Source organism: Nesterenkonia sp. PF2B19 (genome assembly GCF_001758425.2).
GTDB lineage: Bacteria > Actinomycetota > Actinomycetes > Actinomycetales > Micrococcaceae > Nesterenkonia > Nesterenkonia aethiopica.
In genome coordinates this window covers 76,436-92,324 of sequence record NZ_MDSS02000008.1, presented here as the reverse complement: position 1 = coordinate 92,324, position 15,889 = coordinate 76,436, and the positions used below count along the sequence as shown (strand labels likewise).

The following is a 15,889-nucleotide window of genomic DNA, read 5'->3' as shown; positions in this document are numbered from 1 at the left end:
TCGACGGCCGAGTGCAGATAGGTATAGCCGACTCTGGCCCCGGAGCCGCGTTTGGAGGCCTTGGCTTTGCTGCTGCCCCGGCCGTGGATCTTGTGCCCGCCTCCGTCGGGGATGGTGCCGACCTTCTTGACATCCAGATGCACCATGGCCCCGGGATGCTCGGCCTCGATCACCGACGGTGTGGTGCGCAGGTTCTCCCCGTTCGGGGTGAGATCCCGGAGCCGGGAGATCCCCCGTCGCGCCAGCCACCGGCCCACGGTGCGCAGGCTGATCCGCACCGGCGGGTGGATCTCGCCGGTGGCCAGCCCATGCTGCTGGGGCAGCGGGTCGATCCCGCCGGTGATCAGGTGCAGATGGATCCGACGAGCCGACCACTTCAGCTGCCGGCGTAGCGCCTCGATGCGCTCGACTACCGATTCCCGGGTCGCAGTCGGCCAGTGGCGCGGAGTGCTGGGGTGATCGACGAGTCCGGCTTCACCGTGGTCGCGGTAGCGAGTGACCCATTTGCTCACTGTGTCCCAGCTGACGCGGAACTCGCGGGCTACATGGGCGATGGGCAGCCCGTCGTCGATGTGGCGTTCGACCATCTTGAGTCGGCCGGTCGGGGTCAGTGTGGAGTTCGGGTGCACCGCGGTAGCGTGGGGCATGAACGGGCTCCTTCGCGCAGCAGGTGGTTCTTTGGCGATTACCATCCTGCGGGCGGGAGTCCGTTCGTTTTCTCATCGCCCCGCCGGCTCCGACAACCTCATGCCCCACAACAACTAGAGTGGTGCCCATGGTGGCCACTGCTCAGACTTCCCGTTTTCCGATGGCCGGCGACATCGGCTGGCTCATGAATCGGCTGAACCAGCTGCGGGCCGACCGGCTGCGCACGCTGCTGGAGCCCCTGGGGCTGAGCGCCCGGTCGGCAGCGATGCTGACGGCGGTGGCGAGCCTGCCGCAGCCCGTGGCGCAGTTCGAGGTCTGCCGTGCCCTGGTGCTGGATCAGGCCAGTGTGGCGATCATCGCTGATGCCCTCCAGAAGGACGGGCTCATCGAGCGGGTCAGGGACGCCCGTGACCGACGGCGCTATGCCATCACCCTCACCGAGGCCGGTGCGGAGCTTCAGCGCCGTTGCGCCGACATGTCTCGGGTCGCTGAGGATGAGCTGGTGGCGGGGCTTCCTGACGGTGACATCGACACCCTGCGGGGGCTGCTGACGGAGCTGGCCACACGCCGCGGCATCATCTGACCAGGGCGGATCTGCGTCCTGCCAGTCTCTGGTAGACCGTCTCTTGACCTCGTGACCTGTATCACTTTATAGTCCTAATAGTTTGTAGTACAAACTCTTGGATCATCAGCACCGGATGAGAGGCAGAGCATCATGGGACACAGGGGACACATTATGCGCTGGACGGCAGGGGCCGCCGTCGCGGCGCTGGGGCTGACGGCCTGCGGGGCCGGAGACGACGGCGGCGACGCGGGAGACGGCGGCACCTTGAACTTCGGGGTCGTTCCGTTGGAGACGGCGACCGAGACCCTCGACAACTGGAGCTTCTTCATCGACAAGTTCGAGGAGGAGACCGGCTACCAGATCGAGCTCTTCGAGGCGACGGATCCGGCCGCCGTGATCGAGGCGACCATCGCGGGGGACCTGGACTTCGTCCAGCTGGGGCCGTTCGCCCAGTGGATCGCACGAGACAACGGCGCCCAGCTCGACACCGTGGGCGCGACGGCTCCGGACGAACAGGGTCCGCGCAACGAGGCGGTGGCCGCCGTCCGGGCCGACTCCGGGATCGAGGACATCACGCAGCTCGCCGGAGAGGACATCTGCTTCATCTCACCCGGATCCGCCACTGGCTATCTCTTCGGAGCAGCCGCCTTCCTGAGCGTAGGGATGGATCCGGAACGTGACGTCAACGGCATCTTCGTCGGTGACCACGCCTCGGCGGCCCGGAGCATGTACGACGGCGAATGCGCCGCAGTATTCACCCACCGCGAGTACGCCGAGGTCATCTTCTTCGACGACAACGACGACGTCGAGCCCGGAGCCCTGGACATCATCTGGCGGGACGAGGTGCCGGAAGGTGGAATCTCCGTCTCCACGGAGATCGACGAGGAGCTGCAGACGATGATCACCGAGACCATCCTGGAGCTCAACGGAGATGCCATCTACGAGCGCGGCGAGTGCCCTGACGATCTGCAGGCCGAAGGTGAGACCGGGGACTTCTGCCGGGTCATGGGCCAGTTCTGGGGGATCGTCTCCGAGGACGAGTCCTACTGGGAGCCGATCGCAGAGGTCTGCGAGCTCACCGATGCCCCGGCCTGCCAGAGCTGAAGGAGCGACGATGACGAACAGCTCGAGTGACCTCGCGGTCAGCCTGCGGGGGATCACCAAGGAGTTCAATGACGGTGAGGTTCTGGCGCTGCGCGGGATCGACCTAGACGTCCCGCGGGGTCAGAAGCTGGTGCTGATGGGGCTCTCGGGGTCGGGGAAGTCGACCACGTTGCGGGTGCTGAACCGGCTGCATGATCCGACCTCCGGGGAGATGACGGTGCTCGGTGAGGACCCGATGGCGATGTCGGCCCGTCAGCTGCGCCGGTTCCGACAGCGGGTGGCGTTCGTGTTCCAGCACTTCAACCTGGTGGGTCGGCTGACCGCGCTGGAGAACGTCATGGCCGGAGCGCTGGGCACACTGCGGGGACCCCGGTACGGGGTGATGACCTATCCCAATGCGATGCGCCATGAGGCCCTGGCTCAGCTGGAGCGGGTCGGGCTCGGGGACCAGGCCTTCCAGAAGGCCGGCACGCTCTCGGGCGGGCAGCAGCAGCGGGTCGGCATCGCGCGGGCACTGTTCCAGAAGCCCGAGCTGGTGCTGGCCGACGAGCCGGTGGCCTCCCTGGATCCGGAGTCGTCTCGGCAGATCATGGAGCTGCTGCTGAAGGTCTGTGAGGAGGACGGGCTGACGGTGATCTGCAGTCTGCACCAGGTGGAGCTGGCCATCGAGTGGGCTGACCGGATGGTGGGCCTGCGCCATGGAGAGATCGTCTTCGACCGGGATGCCTCCCAGATCACGATCGCAGATGCCTCGACCATCTATGCCAGCACTGATCCGGAGGCGGCATGAGTGTGATGGAGACTGTGCGTCCGCGGGTGCTGCGGCCGCCCAAGGACAAGAAGCGACGGCGTCTGCAGCTGGTCGGTCTGGCGGTGATCGCGCTCTTCGGGGTGGCGCTCTGGCAGACCGGGTTCACGCCCTGGAACGTGTGGGGCCGGATGGATTCGGTGGTCAACCTGATCGATCGGATGATGCCGCCCAGTTTCGTCGACTGGCAGCGCTACGTCGTCGCCGTCATCGAGACGCTGTGGATGGTGCTGGCGGGTACGGCCATCGCCCTGGTGCTGGCGGTGCCGGTCTCGGCGCTGGCGGCGCGGAACATCACCACCGGGCCGGTGGCGTACAACATCTGTCGATTCATCATCACCTTGACCCGTGCGGTGCCTTCTCTGGTGTTCGCCCTGATCTTCGTCCGAGCCATCGGTGTGGGGCCCACTGCCGGGGTGTTGGCGATGGGGATCAGCTCGATCGGGATGATCGGGAAGTTCTTCGCGGACCGGATCGAAGAGATCGACATGGGCATCGTGGAGGCCAGTCGGGCCTCCGGCGCCACCCGGATCCAGACCTTCTTCTCGGCGGTGCTGCCGCAGGTGATGACCAACTGGATCTCGCTGTCGCTGTACCGGATCGACATCAACCTGCGCAGCGCGGTGATCCTGGGCTTCGTCGGTGCTGGTGGCATCGGTCTGGAGCTGCAGCGGGTCCAGGGACAGATGGTCTACACCCGGGTGATGGCCATTGCGATCATCATCTTCGTCCTGGTGCTGCTCACGGAGCGGCTCTCCGCGATGGCGCGAGCCGCTGTGCTGGGCCGCGAGGCTCCAGCCAAGGAGAATCCCTTCTCCCTGCGTGCGATGTATCGAGGTCTCACTGCCCGCCGCGCGGGACGCGGCGGCGCTGCGCCCCTCGGCGCTGCTCAGGCTGGTGCCAGGGATGCGGATCTGCAGCGGGCGCGCACACCTGCCTGGCGTCGGCCCAAGGCCGAAGGCCGTATCAGTGTGGGCTGGGACGTCTTCCGGCTGCGGCGCTGGATCATGGGCGTCTCCGCGGTGGTGCTGACGGTCGGCAGCTTCGTGCTGCTGGGCTTCGGCCCGGTGCAGCTCATCGCCGCGATCCAGGACATCGTGCCCTATGTGGTGAGCATGTTCCCGCCGGACTTCGTCACCAACTTCACGCGCCATCTGGATCTGATGCTGGAGACCATCTGGATGGCATTGGCCGCCACCGTGCTGGGGCTGATCATCTCGCTGCCGATCGGGATCCTCGGGGCGAAGAACGCGACCTTCCATCCGATCGCGGAGAAGCTGGCCCGGTTCTCCACCGTCGTGGTCCGGGGCATGCCGGAGCTGATCATCGCGGTGCTGCTGGTGGTCGCCTTCGGGATGGGACCGCTGGCCGGGGTGCTGGCCCTCACCATCGGATCCATCGGACTGGCCGGAAAGCTCATCGCCGACACGATTGAGGACACCGACCTGTCGAAGCAGAACGAAGCTATGCGAGCTGTGGGTTCGAGCTGGCTGCAACGCACAGTGACCTCCACGATCCCGACGGTGATGCCCGGGATCGTCGGGGTCGGGCTCTATATGTTCGACGTCTTCGTCCGAGCGGCCACGGTGATGGGCATCGTCGGAGCCGGCGGCATCGGGCTCGCACTGGATGCCTCGATCAGAGGCCGGCAGATGGATCAGACCCTGGCCCTGATCATCATGATCTTCATCACCGTCTATGCCACGGAGAGATTCTCCGGCTGGCTCAGGAGGCAGATTCTGTGACACATACTCACCACGACGGCGCGACGGACGACTCGCTGGGTCTGGCCCGCATCGCCCGGCGCGCGGCCGAAGCTGTGGCCGATGACATTCGGCAGGCCTTCACTGAGACGGTCGAGGTCGAGCACAAGACCTCGGAGTTCGATCCGGTCACCGAGGTCGACCGATCCTCGGAGCGTCGGATCCGGGAGATCCTGGCGGAGGCGACTCCGCACGCGGCCATCGCCGGAGAGGAGTTCGGTGCCACGGAGCCGACCGATTCCGTCGGTTCTGCGTCCCTGCGGTGGCATATCGATCCCATCGACGGCACCCACAACTTCATCGCGGGGATCCCCTACATCTCCACCGTCGGTGGCCGCCGAGGTGGAGGGGGTGATCGTGGCCGGTGCAGTGCATGACCCCTTGCGGCGCGAGACCTTCTGGGCTTCCGACGATCAGGCGTGGGTCGACGACTCCGTGCTGGCCTCGGCGGCCGAGGATCCCGGGCGGCCCGGAGTGCTGACCTCGCAGCCCTTCCAGGGGCTGCGCTCCACCGGGGCCGAGCTCGAAGAGCTTGTGGAGATCTGCCGCAGCTTCGGGATCGTCCGGAATCCGGGGTCGTTCGCCCTGCAGGTCGCTCACGTGGCCGCGGGTCGGGCCAGCGGGGCCTTCGAACTCACCGGTGCGGCACCGTGGGACATCGCTGGGGGGATTGCGGTGGCCCAGGCCACGGGATGCACCCACCTGCGGCTGGGGCAGGCTCCGCCAGGGTTCGGGGACTGGGCCAGCCACTCCTACCTGATCACCCGCGATCCCGCCAGGGCTGCTGAGATCGGCCCCCGCCTGGCCCGTCTCATGGCCCACGGCGAGGTGCCGGAGGTGTTCGCCAAGTTCATGGCGATCTGACTCAAGCAGACACGCTCGGCTCAGGCAGGCTCTGAGGTCCGGTCCCATCACGGGGCCGGGCCTCATCGTCTGCCCGTAGACTGCACTCCATGCTGACGCTCAACGACCGCCGTGTCCTGACTGCCGCACGGGAGGTCACGTCCCGTCTCGGGCCGGGGGACGAGCACACCGTCGGTTCCGCAGCGATCGACATCTCCGGGCGCATCCACACCGGGGTCAACGTCCACCACTTCACCGGTGGCCCCTGCGCGGAGCTCGTGGTGCTGGGCCAGGCCGCCGCAGTGTCCTCTGACCGGCTGATGACCATCACCGCTGTGGGCGATGACGGCCGTGACGTCATCGCGCCCTGCGGACGATGCCGCCAGGTGATGCTCGATCTTCATCCTGACCTCGAGGTGCTGGTGCCGCCGACCGACGCCACCGCAGGGGAGGCGGCGACGCCGGTGTCGATCCGCGACCTGCTGCCACACGGGTACCGGTCGCCGGACGCTGATGCCGGGCGGGTGCTGCGTTTCGCCGGCCAGTACTACGACGATGTCGCCGACGGTCGCAAGACCGTGACCATCCGGCTGGGAGACCCCCAGCGGATCGGCCCGGTGACCATGGTCTTCGAGCAGGCGGAGGTCGCAGGGTTCCAGGTGCTCTCCGGCGTCGTGGAGACCATCGGGCAACGCCGGTTCGGGGAGCTGACCGCCGAGGACGTGCGGCGGGAGAACGCCTCGTCGCTGGAGGCTCTGCGCTCCGGGCTGCGGGGCCACTATCCGCACATCACGGAGGAGGACGTCGTCGACGTCGTCGGCTTCCGCCTCGCCTGATGAGCCGGATCAGGCGGACGTGCTGCGGCGCGCGTCGCCCCAGATGTCGATGCCGGCGTCGACGGCGTGCTGGTCGATCTCGGCCAGCTCCTCGGTGGTGAACGGCGCGCTGCGCAGGGCCTGCAGGTTCTGCTCCAGCTGCTCGACCCTGCTCGCACCGATCACCAGCGAGGTGACCCGCTCGTCTCGCAGAGCCCAGGCCAGTGCCATCTGGGCCAGCGTCTGGCCGCGCCGCTGGGCGATGTCGTAGAGTGCGCGGATCCGAGCCAGGTTCTCCTCGCTGAGGAAGCCGTCCCGGAAGGACGGCTTGGTCGCGGCACGAGAGTCCTCCGGGACGCCGTCGAGGTACTTCTCCGTGAGCATTCCCTGAGCGAGCGCACTGAAGGCGATCACGCCCACGCCCTCCTCCTCGACCGTGTCCAGCAGGCCGTCCTGCTCGATCCACCGGTTGAACATCGAATACGAGGGCTGATGGATCAGCAGGGGAGTGCCCAGCTCCTTCAGGATGGCCGCGGCCCGGCGGGTGTCCTCCGGGGAGTAGGAGGAGATTCCGGCATAGAGGGCCCTGCCGGAGCGGACGGCGGTGTCCAGAGCGGCCATCGTCTCCTCGAGCGGGGTGTCCGCATCCGGGCGATGGGAGTAGAAGATGTCCACATAGTCCAGCCCGAGACGGTCCAACGAGGCATCCAGGCTGGAGAGCAGATACTTCCGGCTGCCTCCCGGCCCGCCATAGGGGCCCGGGTGCATGGTCCAGCCCGCCTTGGTGGAGATGATCAGCTCATCCCGGTAGGGGGCGAGGTCCTCCCTCATGAGCCGACCGAAGTTGATCTCCGCCGAACCCGGAGGGGGACCGTAGTTGTTCGCCAGATCGAAATGCGTGATGCCGGAGTCGACGGCGAAGCGCACGATGTCCCGCTGCCGTTGGAAAGGGACGTCGTCACCGAAGTTGTGCCACAGGCCCAGCGAGAGCGGCGGCAGCACCAGGCCGGAGCGACCGACCCGGCGGTAGTCGAGCCTCGAGTAGCGGTCGTCGGCGGCGAGGTAGGGCCGGTGGCTCATGGGTGCTCCTGTTCGGTCGTCGGGCCGCTGGCAAGCCTACTCCTGCCGGGGCGGGCCGACTACGATCAGTCCATGGTGACGTCACAGAACACAGCAGCGATCGCCCGCGCGACGGGCCGGCCGTGGGACGCCTGGCTCGAGGAGCTCGACGGCGCAGGCGCCCGCGAGATGGACCATCCGCAGATCGCCGGGCTCGCGATCGCCCGCATGCCCGAAAGCCTGGACAACCCCGGCTGGTGGGCCCAGGGAGTGGCGGTGGCCTATGAGCAGCATCATGGGATGCGGGTCCCGGGGCAGACCAGCGACGGGATGTTCCAGGCCTCGGCCAGCAAGACGTTCCGCGGCACGCGGGATGAAGCGTGGGCGGCCTGGACGGAACTCGTCGCCGACCGTGAGGAGTTCAACGGCGTCGGGCTCGCCCAGGCGCCCACGACCTCTGAGACCCCGAAGTGGAGATACTGGCGGGTCTCCTTGGAGGACGGCACCAGGGTGAGTGTGGGCGTCACACCCAAGGGTGACGAGAGGGCAACCGTCGGCCTGGAGCATGCGAAGCTCGGCTCTCCTGAGGAGATCGACCGGTGGAAGCCCTTCTGGAAGGCGCTGCTCGCCGAGCTGTGAGCAGACCCCGGTCACGGATCGGTGCTCAGCTCTCGATCTGCTCCTGGGCGCCGGAGCCGGACCGGGTCACCTGGATGCGCTGCGGAGTCTCTGCGGAGTAGACGCCTGCGACCCTCACGGTCAGCACGCCGGCGTCGTAGTCCGCTGTCACGGAGTCCGAGGGGACCTCCTGCGGCAGAGTCACCGTCCGGGAGAAGCTGCCGTATCGGACCTCGCGCAGTCCTTCTGCCTCGCGCTCGTCACGGCGCTCACCGGAGACGGTGAGGCTGCGTCCGGTCAGCTCCACTGAGACGTCCTTCTCCGGGTCCACCCCGGGAAGGTCCACACGCAGCACCAGGTCCTCGCCGTCGCGGTGGGCGTCGACGGCGGGGACGAAGCCCGTGGCTTGTCCTGATTCCATGCGGGGAGCCGCGAAGGCCGCGGAGTCGAACAGCGGGGTGCGCAGGGACCGGAAGACGTCGTCCATCAGGGACAGCGGTTCCAGGCGGGTCAGACGGGTGGTCATGAGGATCAGCCCCTTTCGATCTGTTGTCTGGTTGACGGCTTGCAGTCAGATCAACAGCTGTCCGGGGCGTCGTATTCCAAAGTTGAGCGTCATATGCTCAGGTTTTCATATCGCCGTGTCGCTGGCCCTCATGGTGCCGCACAGGCACTGCGGATCAGCGCCTCAGCGGCACGTGCGAGGTCAGCTGATGAGGTGTTGACGTCGAAGGTGAACCGGACGGCGGTCTGTGCCAGGTCCTCCGGCACGCCCATAGCCGTCAGGCTGGGACTCGCCTCCGAGGAGCCGGCGGCGCAGGCGGACCCGGAGGAGCAGAAGATCCCGGCCCGCTCCAGATCCAACAGCACGGATTCTCCACTGCGGCCCGGCAGGACGAAGGAGGCGTGACCGGCCAGCCGCCGGGTGCGGTGACCGGTCAGGCGAGCTCCGGGGACACCCTCCTCGACGGCGGCGATGAAGTCGTCGCGTCGGCGACGCAGCGTCTCGGTGTCCTCTGCGGCGGCGAGCTCCAGCGCGGTGGCCATGCCGACGGCGCCGGCGACGTCCTCCGTGCCGGAGGCGTCGCCGCGCTGCTGGCCGCCGCCGTGGATCAGCGGCTCGAACGGGGTCCGACGCCGCAGCCACAGGACGCCGACGCCTTTCGGGGTGCCGAGCTTGTGTCCGGCCAGGCTCAGGGCCTGCACCCCGAGTTCGCGGACGTCAATGGTCTCGGATCCAGCCGCCTGGACCGCATCGGTGTGGAACGGCGTGCCGGTCTCGGCGGCGACGGCCGCCAGGGAGGCGATGTCCTGGACCGTGCCGACCTCGTTGGAGGCCGTCTGCACGCTGACCAAGGTGGTGTCAGACCGCAGGCGGCGCTGCAGCTCGTCGGGGTCGACGACTCCGGCATCGTCCACAGGCAGAACGTCCACCTCGTAGCCGATCCTCTCCAACCAGGAGGCCGATTCGGCGACCGCTGGGTGTTCCACGGCGGAGATCAGTACGTGCCGGCCTCGGGGAGCCGCCAAGGCGATCCCCTTGACCGCGGCATTGTCAGCCTCGGTCCCGCCCGAGGTGAACAGGATCTCACCCGGCCTGGCGCCCAGGGAGCGTGCCACACGGGCGCGGGCGTCGGTCAGGGCGCGCTCGGCGGCGAGTCCGGGCTCGTGTCGGCTCGAAGGATTGGCGTGCACCCCGGCGAGCAGCGGCCACATGGCCTCCAGGACCTCGCGGCGCACCGGGGCCGAGGCGGCCGCGTCCAGGTAGACCGTGGAGGGCCCGGAGAGCGTCGGCTGCTCCTGCGGCTCGGGGGTCTGTGTCATGGGAGGATCCTTCACCGGGTCGGGTGCTGCGGCGCACTGAGGGTTCAGCGCGACGTCGTGAAGTCGAGTCCGAGGTCCACGGCCGGCACGCCATGGGTCAATGCGCCGACGCTGATGACATCGATGCCGGTGGCGGCCACCTGGCCGATCGTGTCCAGGGTGATGCCTCCGGAGGCCTCGACCACGGCACGGCCGGCGATGATCTCCACTCCGCGGCGCAGCTCCGGGAGGGAGAAGTTGTCCAGCATGATCGTGTCGGCCCCGCCGGCCAGCGCCGGGGCGATCTGGTCGATCCGGTCGACCTCCACCTCGATGTGCACGGTGTGCGGCAGTCGGGTTCGTGCGGCGGAGATCGCCGCGGCGAGGTCGTCCACCAGGGCGAGGTGGTTGTCCTTGGCCATCACGGCGTCGGAGAGGCCTGACCGGTGGTTGTGTCCGCCGCCGCAGCGCACGGCATGACGTTCCAGCGCGCGCAGCCCCGGAGTCGTCTTGCGTGTGTCGGCGATGCGCACCCCCGTGCCAGCCACCGCCTCGACGTAGCGGGCCGTCAGACCAGCGACCGCCGTCATGCGCTGCACAAGGTTCAGAGCCACCCGTTCGGCGGTCAGGATGGGCCGTGCCGGGCCGTGCACCGAGGCGAGCCGCTGGCCGGCGACGAAGGGTGTGCCGTCGTCGTGATGAACCGTGACCTCCACATCCTGGGACAGCGCCGTCATCGCCGCGGCGAACACTGCGCCGCCGCTGAACACGCCGGCCTCGCGGGCGACCAGGTCGGCCTCGGCCTGTGCGTCGGCCGGCACGAATGCCCACGAGGTGAGGTCCCCGAAGGGGGCGTCCTCCTCCAAGGCGCGATGCACCACAGTCTCGATCTGGCTGCGCGTGAGCAGCGGGTCCCCCGCGACGTCGCGGGCAGGGAGCAGGGGGGTCGTCACGGGATCACCTCGGCTTCGCCGCGAGCATGCGGTCCAGGGCGACCTTCGCCTCTGCTGCGACCTCGTCGTCGACGATGATCTGGTTCTCCACCCGGCCGGCGACGAGCTCGTCCAGCACCCAGGCGAGGTACCCCGGGTGGATCCGGTACATGGTCGAGCAGGGGCAGATCACCGGATCCAGGCAGAAGATCGTGCGGTCCGGGTATTCGGCGGCCAGCCGGTTGACCATGTTGATCTCGGTGCCCACCGCGATCGTGTCACCGGGGGACGAGGCGGCGATGAACTTCCTGATCGCGTCGGTGGAACCGGCGGCGTCGGCGGCGTCGACCACCGGCATGGGGCATTCCGGGTGGACGATGACCTGGCAGCCGGGGTGCTCGGCGCGGGCCTGCTCGATCTGGTCCACAGTGAAGCGACGGTGCACTGAGCAGAAGCCGTGCCACAGCAGCACCTTCGCTTCTCGCAGCCCCTCCTCGGTGTTGCCTCCGAGCTCCCGGCGGGGGTTCCACATCGGCATCTGCTCCAGCGGCACCCCCATGGCCTTGGCGGTGTTGCGACCCAGGTGCTGGTCAGGGAAGAACAGCACTCGGTGAGCACGCTCGAATGCCCACTCCAGCACGGTGGCGGCGTTCGACGAGGTGCATACGATGCCGCTGTGGCGGCCGCAGAAGGCCTTCAGCGCCGCCGAGGAGTTCATGTAGGTCACTGGGATCACCGGGAGCTTGCCCTCGGCATCCGGCTGGGGATCCTCGGGGTCGAAGCCGTAGACCTCGGCGATGTCCTCCCAGGCCTCCTCCACGGACTCCTCGTCGGCCATGTCGGCCATGGAGCAGCCGGCCGCGAGGTTGGGCAGGATCACCTGCTGATCGGCCGAGGAGAGGATGTCGGCAGTCTCGGCCATGAAGTGCACGCCGCAGAACACGATCGTCTCCGCCTCCGGCTTGGTCAGTGCCGCGTTGGCCAGCTGGAAGGAGTCTCCGACGAAGTCGGCGTACTGGACGACCTCGTCGCGCTGGTAGAAGTGTCCGAGGATCACGAGCTTCTCGCCGAGGGCCTCCTTCGCCGCGCGGATCCGAGCATGGAGCTGCTCGTCCTCGAGCTCTCGGTACAGCTGCGGCAGCTGACCGGGGCGGACCGTGCGGTCAGGAATCGGGTCGGACTCGGAGGCGCCGGGCCCGTATCCGGGGGCGACGTCGAACTCCCAGGGGCCTCGTGGCAGCGAGTCGTTGCACGACTCCTTGGGCTTGAGCTCGATGCGGTCGTGGACGGACAGGCTCATGGGTTCTCCTCGATGGTGAGCGTGTAGCGGGAGCGGTTGGGGGCCGAGCGGTAGAGCAGCGGCGGCCGGTGGTTCGTGCCGGTCATCCGACGCCCGGTGCTCTCCACCGAGCCCTGGGCCAGCACCTGGCGGCGGAAGTTCGACGGATCCAGGTCTCTGCCGAGGATCGCCTCATAGACCTCGCGGAGCCGGGTCAGCGGGAACTCCTCGGGCAAGAACGCGTGCGCGATGGGGGAGTAGGTGATCTTGGCGCGCAGTCGCTGCAGGGCATAGCGCAGGATGACGCCGTGGTCGAAGGCCAACGGGGCGGTGCCGTCCTCATGGCGGCGCAGGGTCTCATCGGCCGGGAACCACGCGACGTTGTCCCCGTGGTCGGCCTCGGCGTCCTCCTCGGGACGGACCAGGGCCCAGTAGACGATCGAGACCACGCGCTGGTCCGTCTGGCCGGAACGGTCGACGTCGCCGAAGGCGTAGAGCTGTTCGAGGTGCCGGGGCTCCAGGCCCGTGGTGGCCTTCAGCGTCTCCCGGGCCGAGGCGGCCAGGTCGTGATGGTCCTCCAGGGGTCCGCCGGGCAGGGCCCAGCGGCCGCAGAAGGGGTCGCGGATGCGGCGGACCAGCGGCAGCCACAGCGTCGGGCGGTCCTGTGCGGGGCCCGGGCGCAGGGAGAACACGACGGTGGACACGGCCAGCTCCAGGTGCTGGTGGGGCGCCGGTGCCCGGGCCGTCGTCTGGCTCCCTGCGGGACTCGTCACGATGAGCTCACTCCTTCTGGTGTCTGTGACACTATGCTATCCATCATAAAGTCATGTCAACCTGAAGGGTGGCAGAGGAGGTGGCGACGGCGGAGCGGCCCTGGTCCTGCGGGCTCTCGCCTCCGGCTTAGACTGTCGCGGTGACCTCTCCTGCTCGACGCCGCCTCCGCCAGGGGCTGCCCGCCGACCGCCGAGGCCTCGGACGGGTCGGGCGCTGCGCGGCGCCTCGTCCCGGGGCTCGCTGTGGCGCTGATGGCCGCCGTGGCCGCCCACCTGCTCGCCGAGCAGATCCCCGGCGTCTCCGGACTGCTGCTGGCCATCCTCCTCGGCATCGGTCTGCGTGGACTGCGCTGGATCCCGCCGACCTTCGAGGCGGGACTGCGCGTCGCCTCCAGGACCGTGCTGCGGCTGGCCATCGTGCTGCTCGGGCTCCAGCTGGTGCTGGGCGACATGCTGGCTCTGGGCTGGGAGGTACTGGTCATCGTCGCCGGCACGGTGGTGGTGACCTTCGTCGGCACAGTGCTGGGAGGTCGGGCGCTGGGCACCCCTCGAGGGGAGTCGACCATGCTCGCCACCGGCACCGCGATCTGCGGCGCCTCTGCGGTCGCCGCGGCCGCAGCTGCTCTGGACCGTGGAGACGGACGGGACAGCCGCGGTCGGCCGGTGGATGCGGCTGCGGCGATCGCGGTGGCCGTGGTGACTCTCTGTGGGACCATCGCCATGCTCGTGCTTCCGCTGCTCGTCACCATGCTCGGGTTGGACGAGCGGTCCGCCGGCATCTGGATTGGAGCCGGTGTCCACGAAGTGGGTCAGGTGGTGGCTGCGGGAGGGATGGTCGGCGCCACGGCGCTCGCGGTCGCCGTCGTGGTCAAGCTGGCTCGAGTGGTGCTGCTGGCGCCGATCATGGTGGGGCTCGGAGTGGTGGCGCGTCGGCGCGATCCGGGCGGGAGCGCGGCACAGCGAGAGGCGGGACGGCGGCGATCGCCGCTGATCCCCGGGTTCGTTCTGGGCTTTCTGGGTGCGGCCGTGCTGGCCTCTGTGGTGGGGATTCCAGAGGGGGTCATGGATCCGGTCCGTGCTGTCACCACGATGCTGATGACGATGGCGATGGTGGGGATCGGTTCCGGGGTGGACCTGCCCGACCTCCTGCGTCGAGGTGGGCCGGCCCTGGCGCTGGGCGTGTTCGGCACGGTCCTTGCCTTGGGTGTCTCGCTGATCGGCGTGGTCGTGCTCCTCTGAACGGCAGGCCCAGAGGTGCCTCGCCGAGGTCGGAGTCTCTCGACTTTCATTCGAAACTGTGTTCGAATGGCAGGTATGCGATGGCAGGGTCAGAGGATCGACGGCGACGACGGCGGGGCGCTGCTGCCGCTCAAAGGCCTGGTGCGCACGGTGCGCACCCCAGACTTCGACGGTGTCACGTTTCATGAGATCGCCTGTCGGTCGGCGCTCAACCGCGTGCCGGCAGGTTCGAACATGCCCTTCACCTGGACCATCAACCCCACCCGGGGGTGTCTCCATCGATGCGTCTACTGCTTCGCGCGGAAGACCCATGAGTACTTGGACTTCGACTCCGGCCGGGACTTCGACACCCAGATCGTGGTGAAGACGAACATCGCGGATGTCCTGCGAGCTGAGCTGTCCAAGCCCAGCTGGGGTAGGGAGCACGTCGCGCTGGGAACCAATTCGGATCCCTATATGCGCGCGGAGGGCCGGTATCGGCTCATGCCTGACATCATCGCGGCGCTGGCCGAGTCTGGGACTCCGTTCTCCATTCTGACCAAGGGCCCCCTGCTGAAGCGGGACCTGCCGCTGCTGCGCGAGGCTGCGCAGCAGGTGCCGGTCTCCGTGGCGGTTTCGCTGGCGATGGTGGATCGGGACCTGCAGCAGCGCGTCGAACCGGGCACCCCGGACCCGCGCGCCCGGCTGAGCCTGATCCGCTCCGTGGTCGATGCCGGACTGGAATGCACGGTGCTGGCGATGCCGATCCTGCCGTGGCTCACCGACTCCGAGGAGCATCTGGATGCGCTGCATGCCGAGCTGGCCGAGGCGGGTGCGGCTGATGTGACCACCGGAGCGCTGCATCTCAGGCCGGGGGCGCGGGAGTGGTTCCTGGACTGGCTCGCTCGGGAGCATCCCCGCCTGGTGCGGCGGTATCGACGGATCTACCGGGGAGGCTCCTATGCCTCCTCCGAGTACAGAACGTGGCTTGCGGCGCGGGCGAAGGAGGCGCGGCGCAGACACGGTGTCGACCGTCGCCGGGACCCATGTGGCGGGAGCGCGTGTCGCCGGAGCTGCCGGCCGCGGATCTCGGCCCCCGGCAGTCGGCGCTGTTCTGACTGCCGGGGCAGGCGAGTTCTGGCTGACATCTCCGCGCGGCCTCAGCCCGGGGGTGTCACAATGAATCCATGAGCGTCATCAAGATCAATGCGATCACCGTTCCTGAGGACTCCGGCGATGAGCTGGGAGCCCGCTTCGCCGCACGGCATGGCTCCATGGAGGGCACTCCGGGCTTCGAAGGGTTCGAGCTCTTGCAGCCCACCGATGGCCGCACGGTCTGGCTCGTCGTCACCCGCTGGGCATCGGAGGAGGATTTCGACAACTGGCGGAACTCCGAGCATTTCCAGCGTTCGCACGGTCAGGGCGGCTCAGGAGATCGGGACTCCGGTGACCAGGGGGAGCAGAAGCGACCCCCGGTCGGCATGTCCTCGGAGCTGTGGAGCTACCAGATTTCAGTCACCGGCTGAGGGCTGGTAATCTAACTGGGTCAGAACGTCAGCCCGGCTGACCTGGCCCGCGCCTCCTTAGCTCAGGGGATAGAGCGTCTGCCTCCGGAGCAGAAGGCCGCAGGTTCGAATCCTGCAGGGGGCACCCATCGCCGA

At 68.3% G+C, this 15,889-nt stretch carries 18 protein-coding genes and 1 tRNA gene; 12 read left to right on the top strand and 7 right to left on the bottom strand.

Features of this window, described 5'->3' with window-relative positions; translation table 11 throughout:
* Positions 1 to 647 (bottom strand): helix-turn-helix domain-containing protein (locus tag BCY76_RS04220; protein ID WP_170922579.1); only part of this gene is annotated, 647 nt, incomplete at its 3' end.
* Between the two features lie 128 nt (positions 648 to 775).
* On the opposite strand from BCY76_RS04220, the gene BCY76_RS04215 reads away from it, so the two are divergent.
* The 7 genes from BCY76_RS04215 to BCY76_RS04185 all read left to right on the top strand — a co-directional run bounded on the left by BCY76_RS04215 (position 776) and on the right by BCY76_RS04185 (position 6,567).
* Complete coding sequence (locus tag BCY76_RS04215; RefSeq protein WP_083277546.1) at positions 776 to 1,231, top strand: MarR family winged helix-turn-helix transcriptional regulator; 456 nt, start codon at positions 776 to 778, stop codon at positions 1,229 to 1,231.
* A 132-nt stretch (positions 1,232 to 1,363) separates the two neighbouring features.
* The gene (gene phnD / locus BCY76_RS04210) at positions 1,364 to 2,317 is read left to right on the top strand and encodes a phosphate/phosphite/phosphonate ABC transporter substrate-binding protein (protein WP_083277547.1); all 954 of its coding nucleotides are present in this window, start codon (positions 1,364 to 1,366) and stop codon (positions 2,315 to 2,317) included.
* 10 nt (positions 2,318 to 2,327) lie between these two features.
* The gene (gene phnC / locus BCY76_RS04205) at positions 2,328 to 3,107 is read left to right on the top strand and encodes a phosphonate ABC transporter ATP-binding protein (RefSeq protein WP_070160551.1); all 780 of its coding nucleotides are present in this window, start codon (positions 2,328 to 2,330) and stop codon (positions 3,105 to 3,107) included.
* Positions 3,104 to 4,870, top strand: coding sequence for a phosphonate ABC transporter, permease protein PhnE (gene phnE, locus BCY76_RS04200; RefSeq protein ID WP_083277548.1), 1,767 nt, complete (start codon positions 3,104 to 3,106; stop codon positions 4,868 to 4,870). Before phnC ends, phnE begins: the two co-directional genes overlap by 4 nt.
* Complete coding sequence (locus BCY76_RS19820; RefSeq protein ID WP_170922578.1) at positions 4,867 to 5,265, top strand: inositol monophosphatase family protein; 399 nt, start codon at positions 4,867 to 4,869, stop codon at positions 5,263 to 5,265. Before phnE ends, BCY76_RS19820 begins: the two co-directional genes overlap by 4 nt.
* Positions 5,246 to 5,752, top strand: a complete 507-nt coding sequence (locus BCY76_RS19815; RefSeq protein ID WP_170922577.1) for an inositol monophosphatase family protein — start codon at positions 5,246 to 5,248, stop codon at positions 5,750 to 5,752. Before BCY76_RS19820 ends, BCY76_RS19815 begins: the two co-directional genes overlap by 20 nt.
* 89 nt (positions 5,753 to 5,841) lie before the next feature.
* Positions 5,842 to 6,567 (top strand): ASCH domain-containing protein, encoded by a 726-nt coding sequence (locus tag BCY76_RS04185; RefSeq protein WP_070160557.1) that lies wholly within the window; start codon positions 5,842 to 5,844, stop codon positions 6,565 to 6,567.
* Between the two features lie 9 nt (positions 6,568 to 6,576).
* Here BCY76_RS04185 and mgrA read toward each other — a convergent pair whose 3' ends face one another.
* Complete coding sequence (gene mgrA, locus BCY76_RS04180; RefSeq protein WP_070160558.1) at positions 6,577 to 7,626, bottom strand: L-glyceraldehyde 3-phosphate reductase; 1,050 nt, start codon at positions 7,624 to 7,626, stop codon at positions 6,577 to 6,579.
* Positions 7,627 to 7,698: 72 nt separating this feature from the next.
* On the opposite strand from mgrA, the gene BCY76_RS04175 reads away from it, so the two are divergent.
* Positions 7,699 to 8,244 carry a hypothetical protein gene (locus BCY76_RS04175; RefSeq protein WP_070160560.1) on the top strand — a complete coding sequence of 182 codons (546 nt, stop codon included), beginning with the start codon at positions 7,699 to 7,701 and terminating at the stop codon, positions 8,242 to 8,244.
* 25 nt (positions 8,245 to 8,269) lie between these two features.
* On the opposite strand, the gene BCY76_RS04170 is transcribed toward BCY76_RS04175, so the two are convergent.
* From BCY76_RS04170 to BCY76_RS04150, 5 genes are all read right to left on the bottom strand, one after another.
* Entirely contained in the window at positions 8,270 to 8,749 is a 480-nt protein-coding gene (locus BCY76_RS04170) for an Hsp20/alpha crystallin family protein (protein WP_237089956.1), read from the bottom strand.
* Positions 8,750 to 8,877: 128 nt separating this feature from the next.
* Entirely contained in the window at positions 8,878 to 10,047 is a 1,170-nt protein-coding gene (locus tag BCY76_RS04165; RefSeq protein WP_085437202.1) for a cysteine desulfurase family protein, read from the bottom strand.
* Positions 10,048 to 10,091: 44 nt separating this feature from the next.
* Entirely contained in the window at positions 10,092 to 10,934 is an 843-nt protein-coding gene (gene nadC, locus BCY76_RS04160) for a carboxylating nicotinate-nucleotide diphosphorylase (RefSeq protein ID WP_070160587.1), read from the bottom strand.
* A gap of 49 nt (positions 10,935 to 10,983) precedes the next feature.
* The gene (gene nadA, locus BCY76_RS04155; RefSeq protein WP_070160564.1) at positions 10,984 to 12,258 is read right to left on the bottom strand and encodes a quinolinate synthase NadA; all 1,275 of its coding nucleotides are present in this window, start codon (positions 12,256 to 12,258) and stop codon (positions 10,984 to 10,986) included.
* Positions 12,255 to 13,010: an NUDIX hydrolase gene (locus tag BCY76_RS04150; RefSeq protein ID WP_070160566.1), complete on the bottom strand. Its 756-nt coding sequence runs from the start codon at positions 13,008 to 13,010 to the stop codon at positions 12,255 to 12,257. The genes nadA and BCY76_RS04150 overlap by 4 nt, the downstream gene beginning before the upstream one ends.
* Positions 13,011 to 13,253: 243 nt before the next feature.
* Here BCY76_RS04150 and BCY76_RS04145 point away from each other — a divergent pair, with 243 nt between their 5' ends.
* The 4 genes from BCY76_RS04145 to BCY76_RS04130 all read left to right on the top strand — a co-directional run bounded on the left by BCY76_RS04145 (position 13,254) and on the right by BCY76_RS04130 (position 15,878).
* On the top strand, positions 13,254 to 14,249 hold the full coding sequence (locus BCY76_RS04145; protein WP_272896812.1) for a YeiH family protein: 996 nt from the start codon (positions 13,254 to 13,256) through the stop codon (positions 14,247 to 14,249).
* A 75-nt stretch (positions 14,250 to 14,324) separates the two neighbouring features.
* A complete protein-coding gene (locus tag BCY76_RS04140; RefSeq protein WP_085437201.1) occupies positions 14,325 to 15,419 on the top strand; it encodes an Rv2578c family radical SAM protein in 1,095 nt (364 codons plus the stop codon).
* Positions 15,416 to 15,754: an antibiotic biosynthesis monooxygenase family protein gene (locus BCY76_RS04135; RefSeq protein WP_070160572.1), complete on the top strand. Its 339-nt coding sequence runs from the start codon at positions 15,416 to 15,418 to the stop codon at positions 15,752 to 15,754. The genes BCY76_RS04140 and BCY76_RS04135 overlap by 4 nt, the downstream gene beginning before the upstream one ends.
* Before the next feature lie 51 nt (positions 15,755 to 15,805).
* Positions 15,806 to 15,878, top strand: a tRNA-Arg gene (locus BCY76_RS04130).
* Positions 15,879 to 15,889 lie beyond the last annotated feature (11 nt).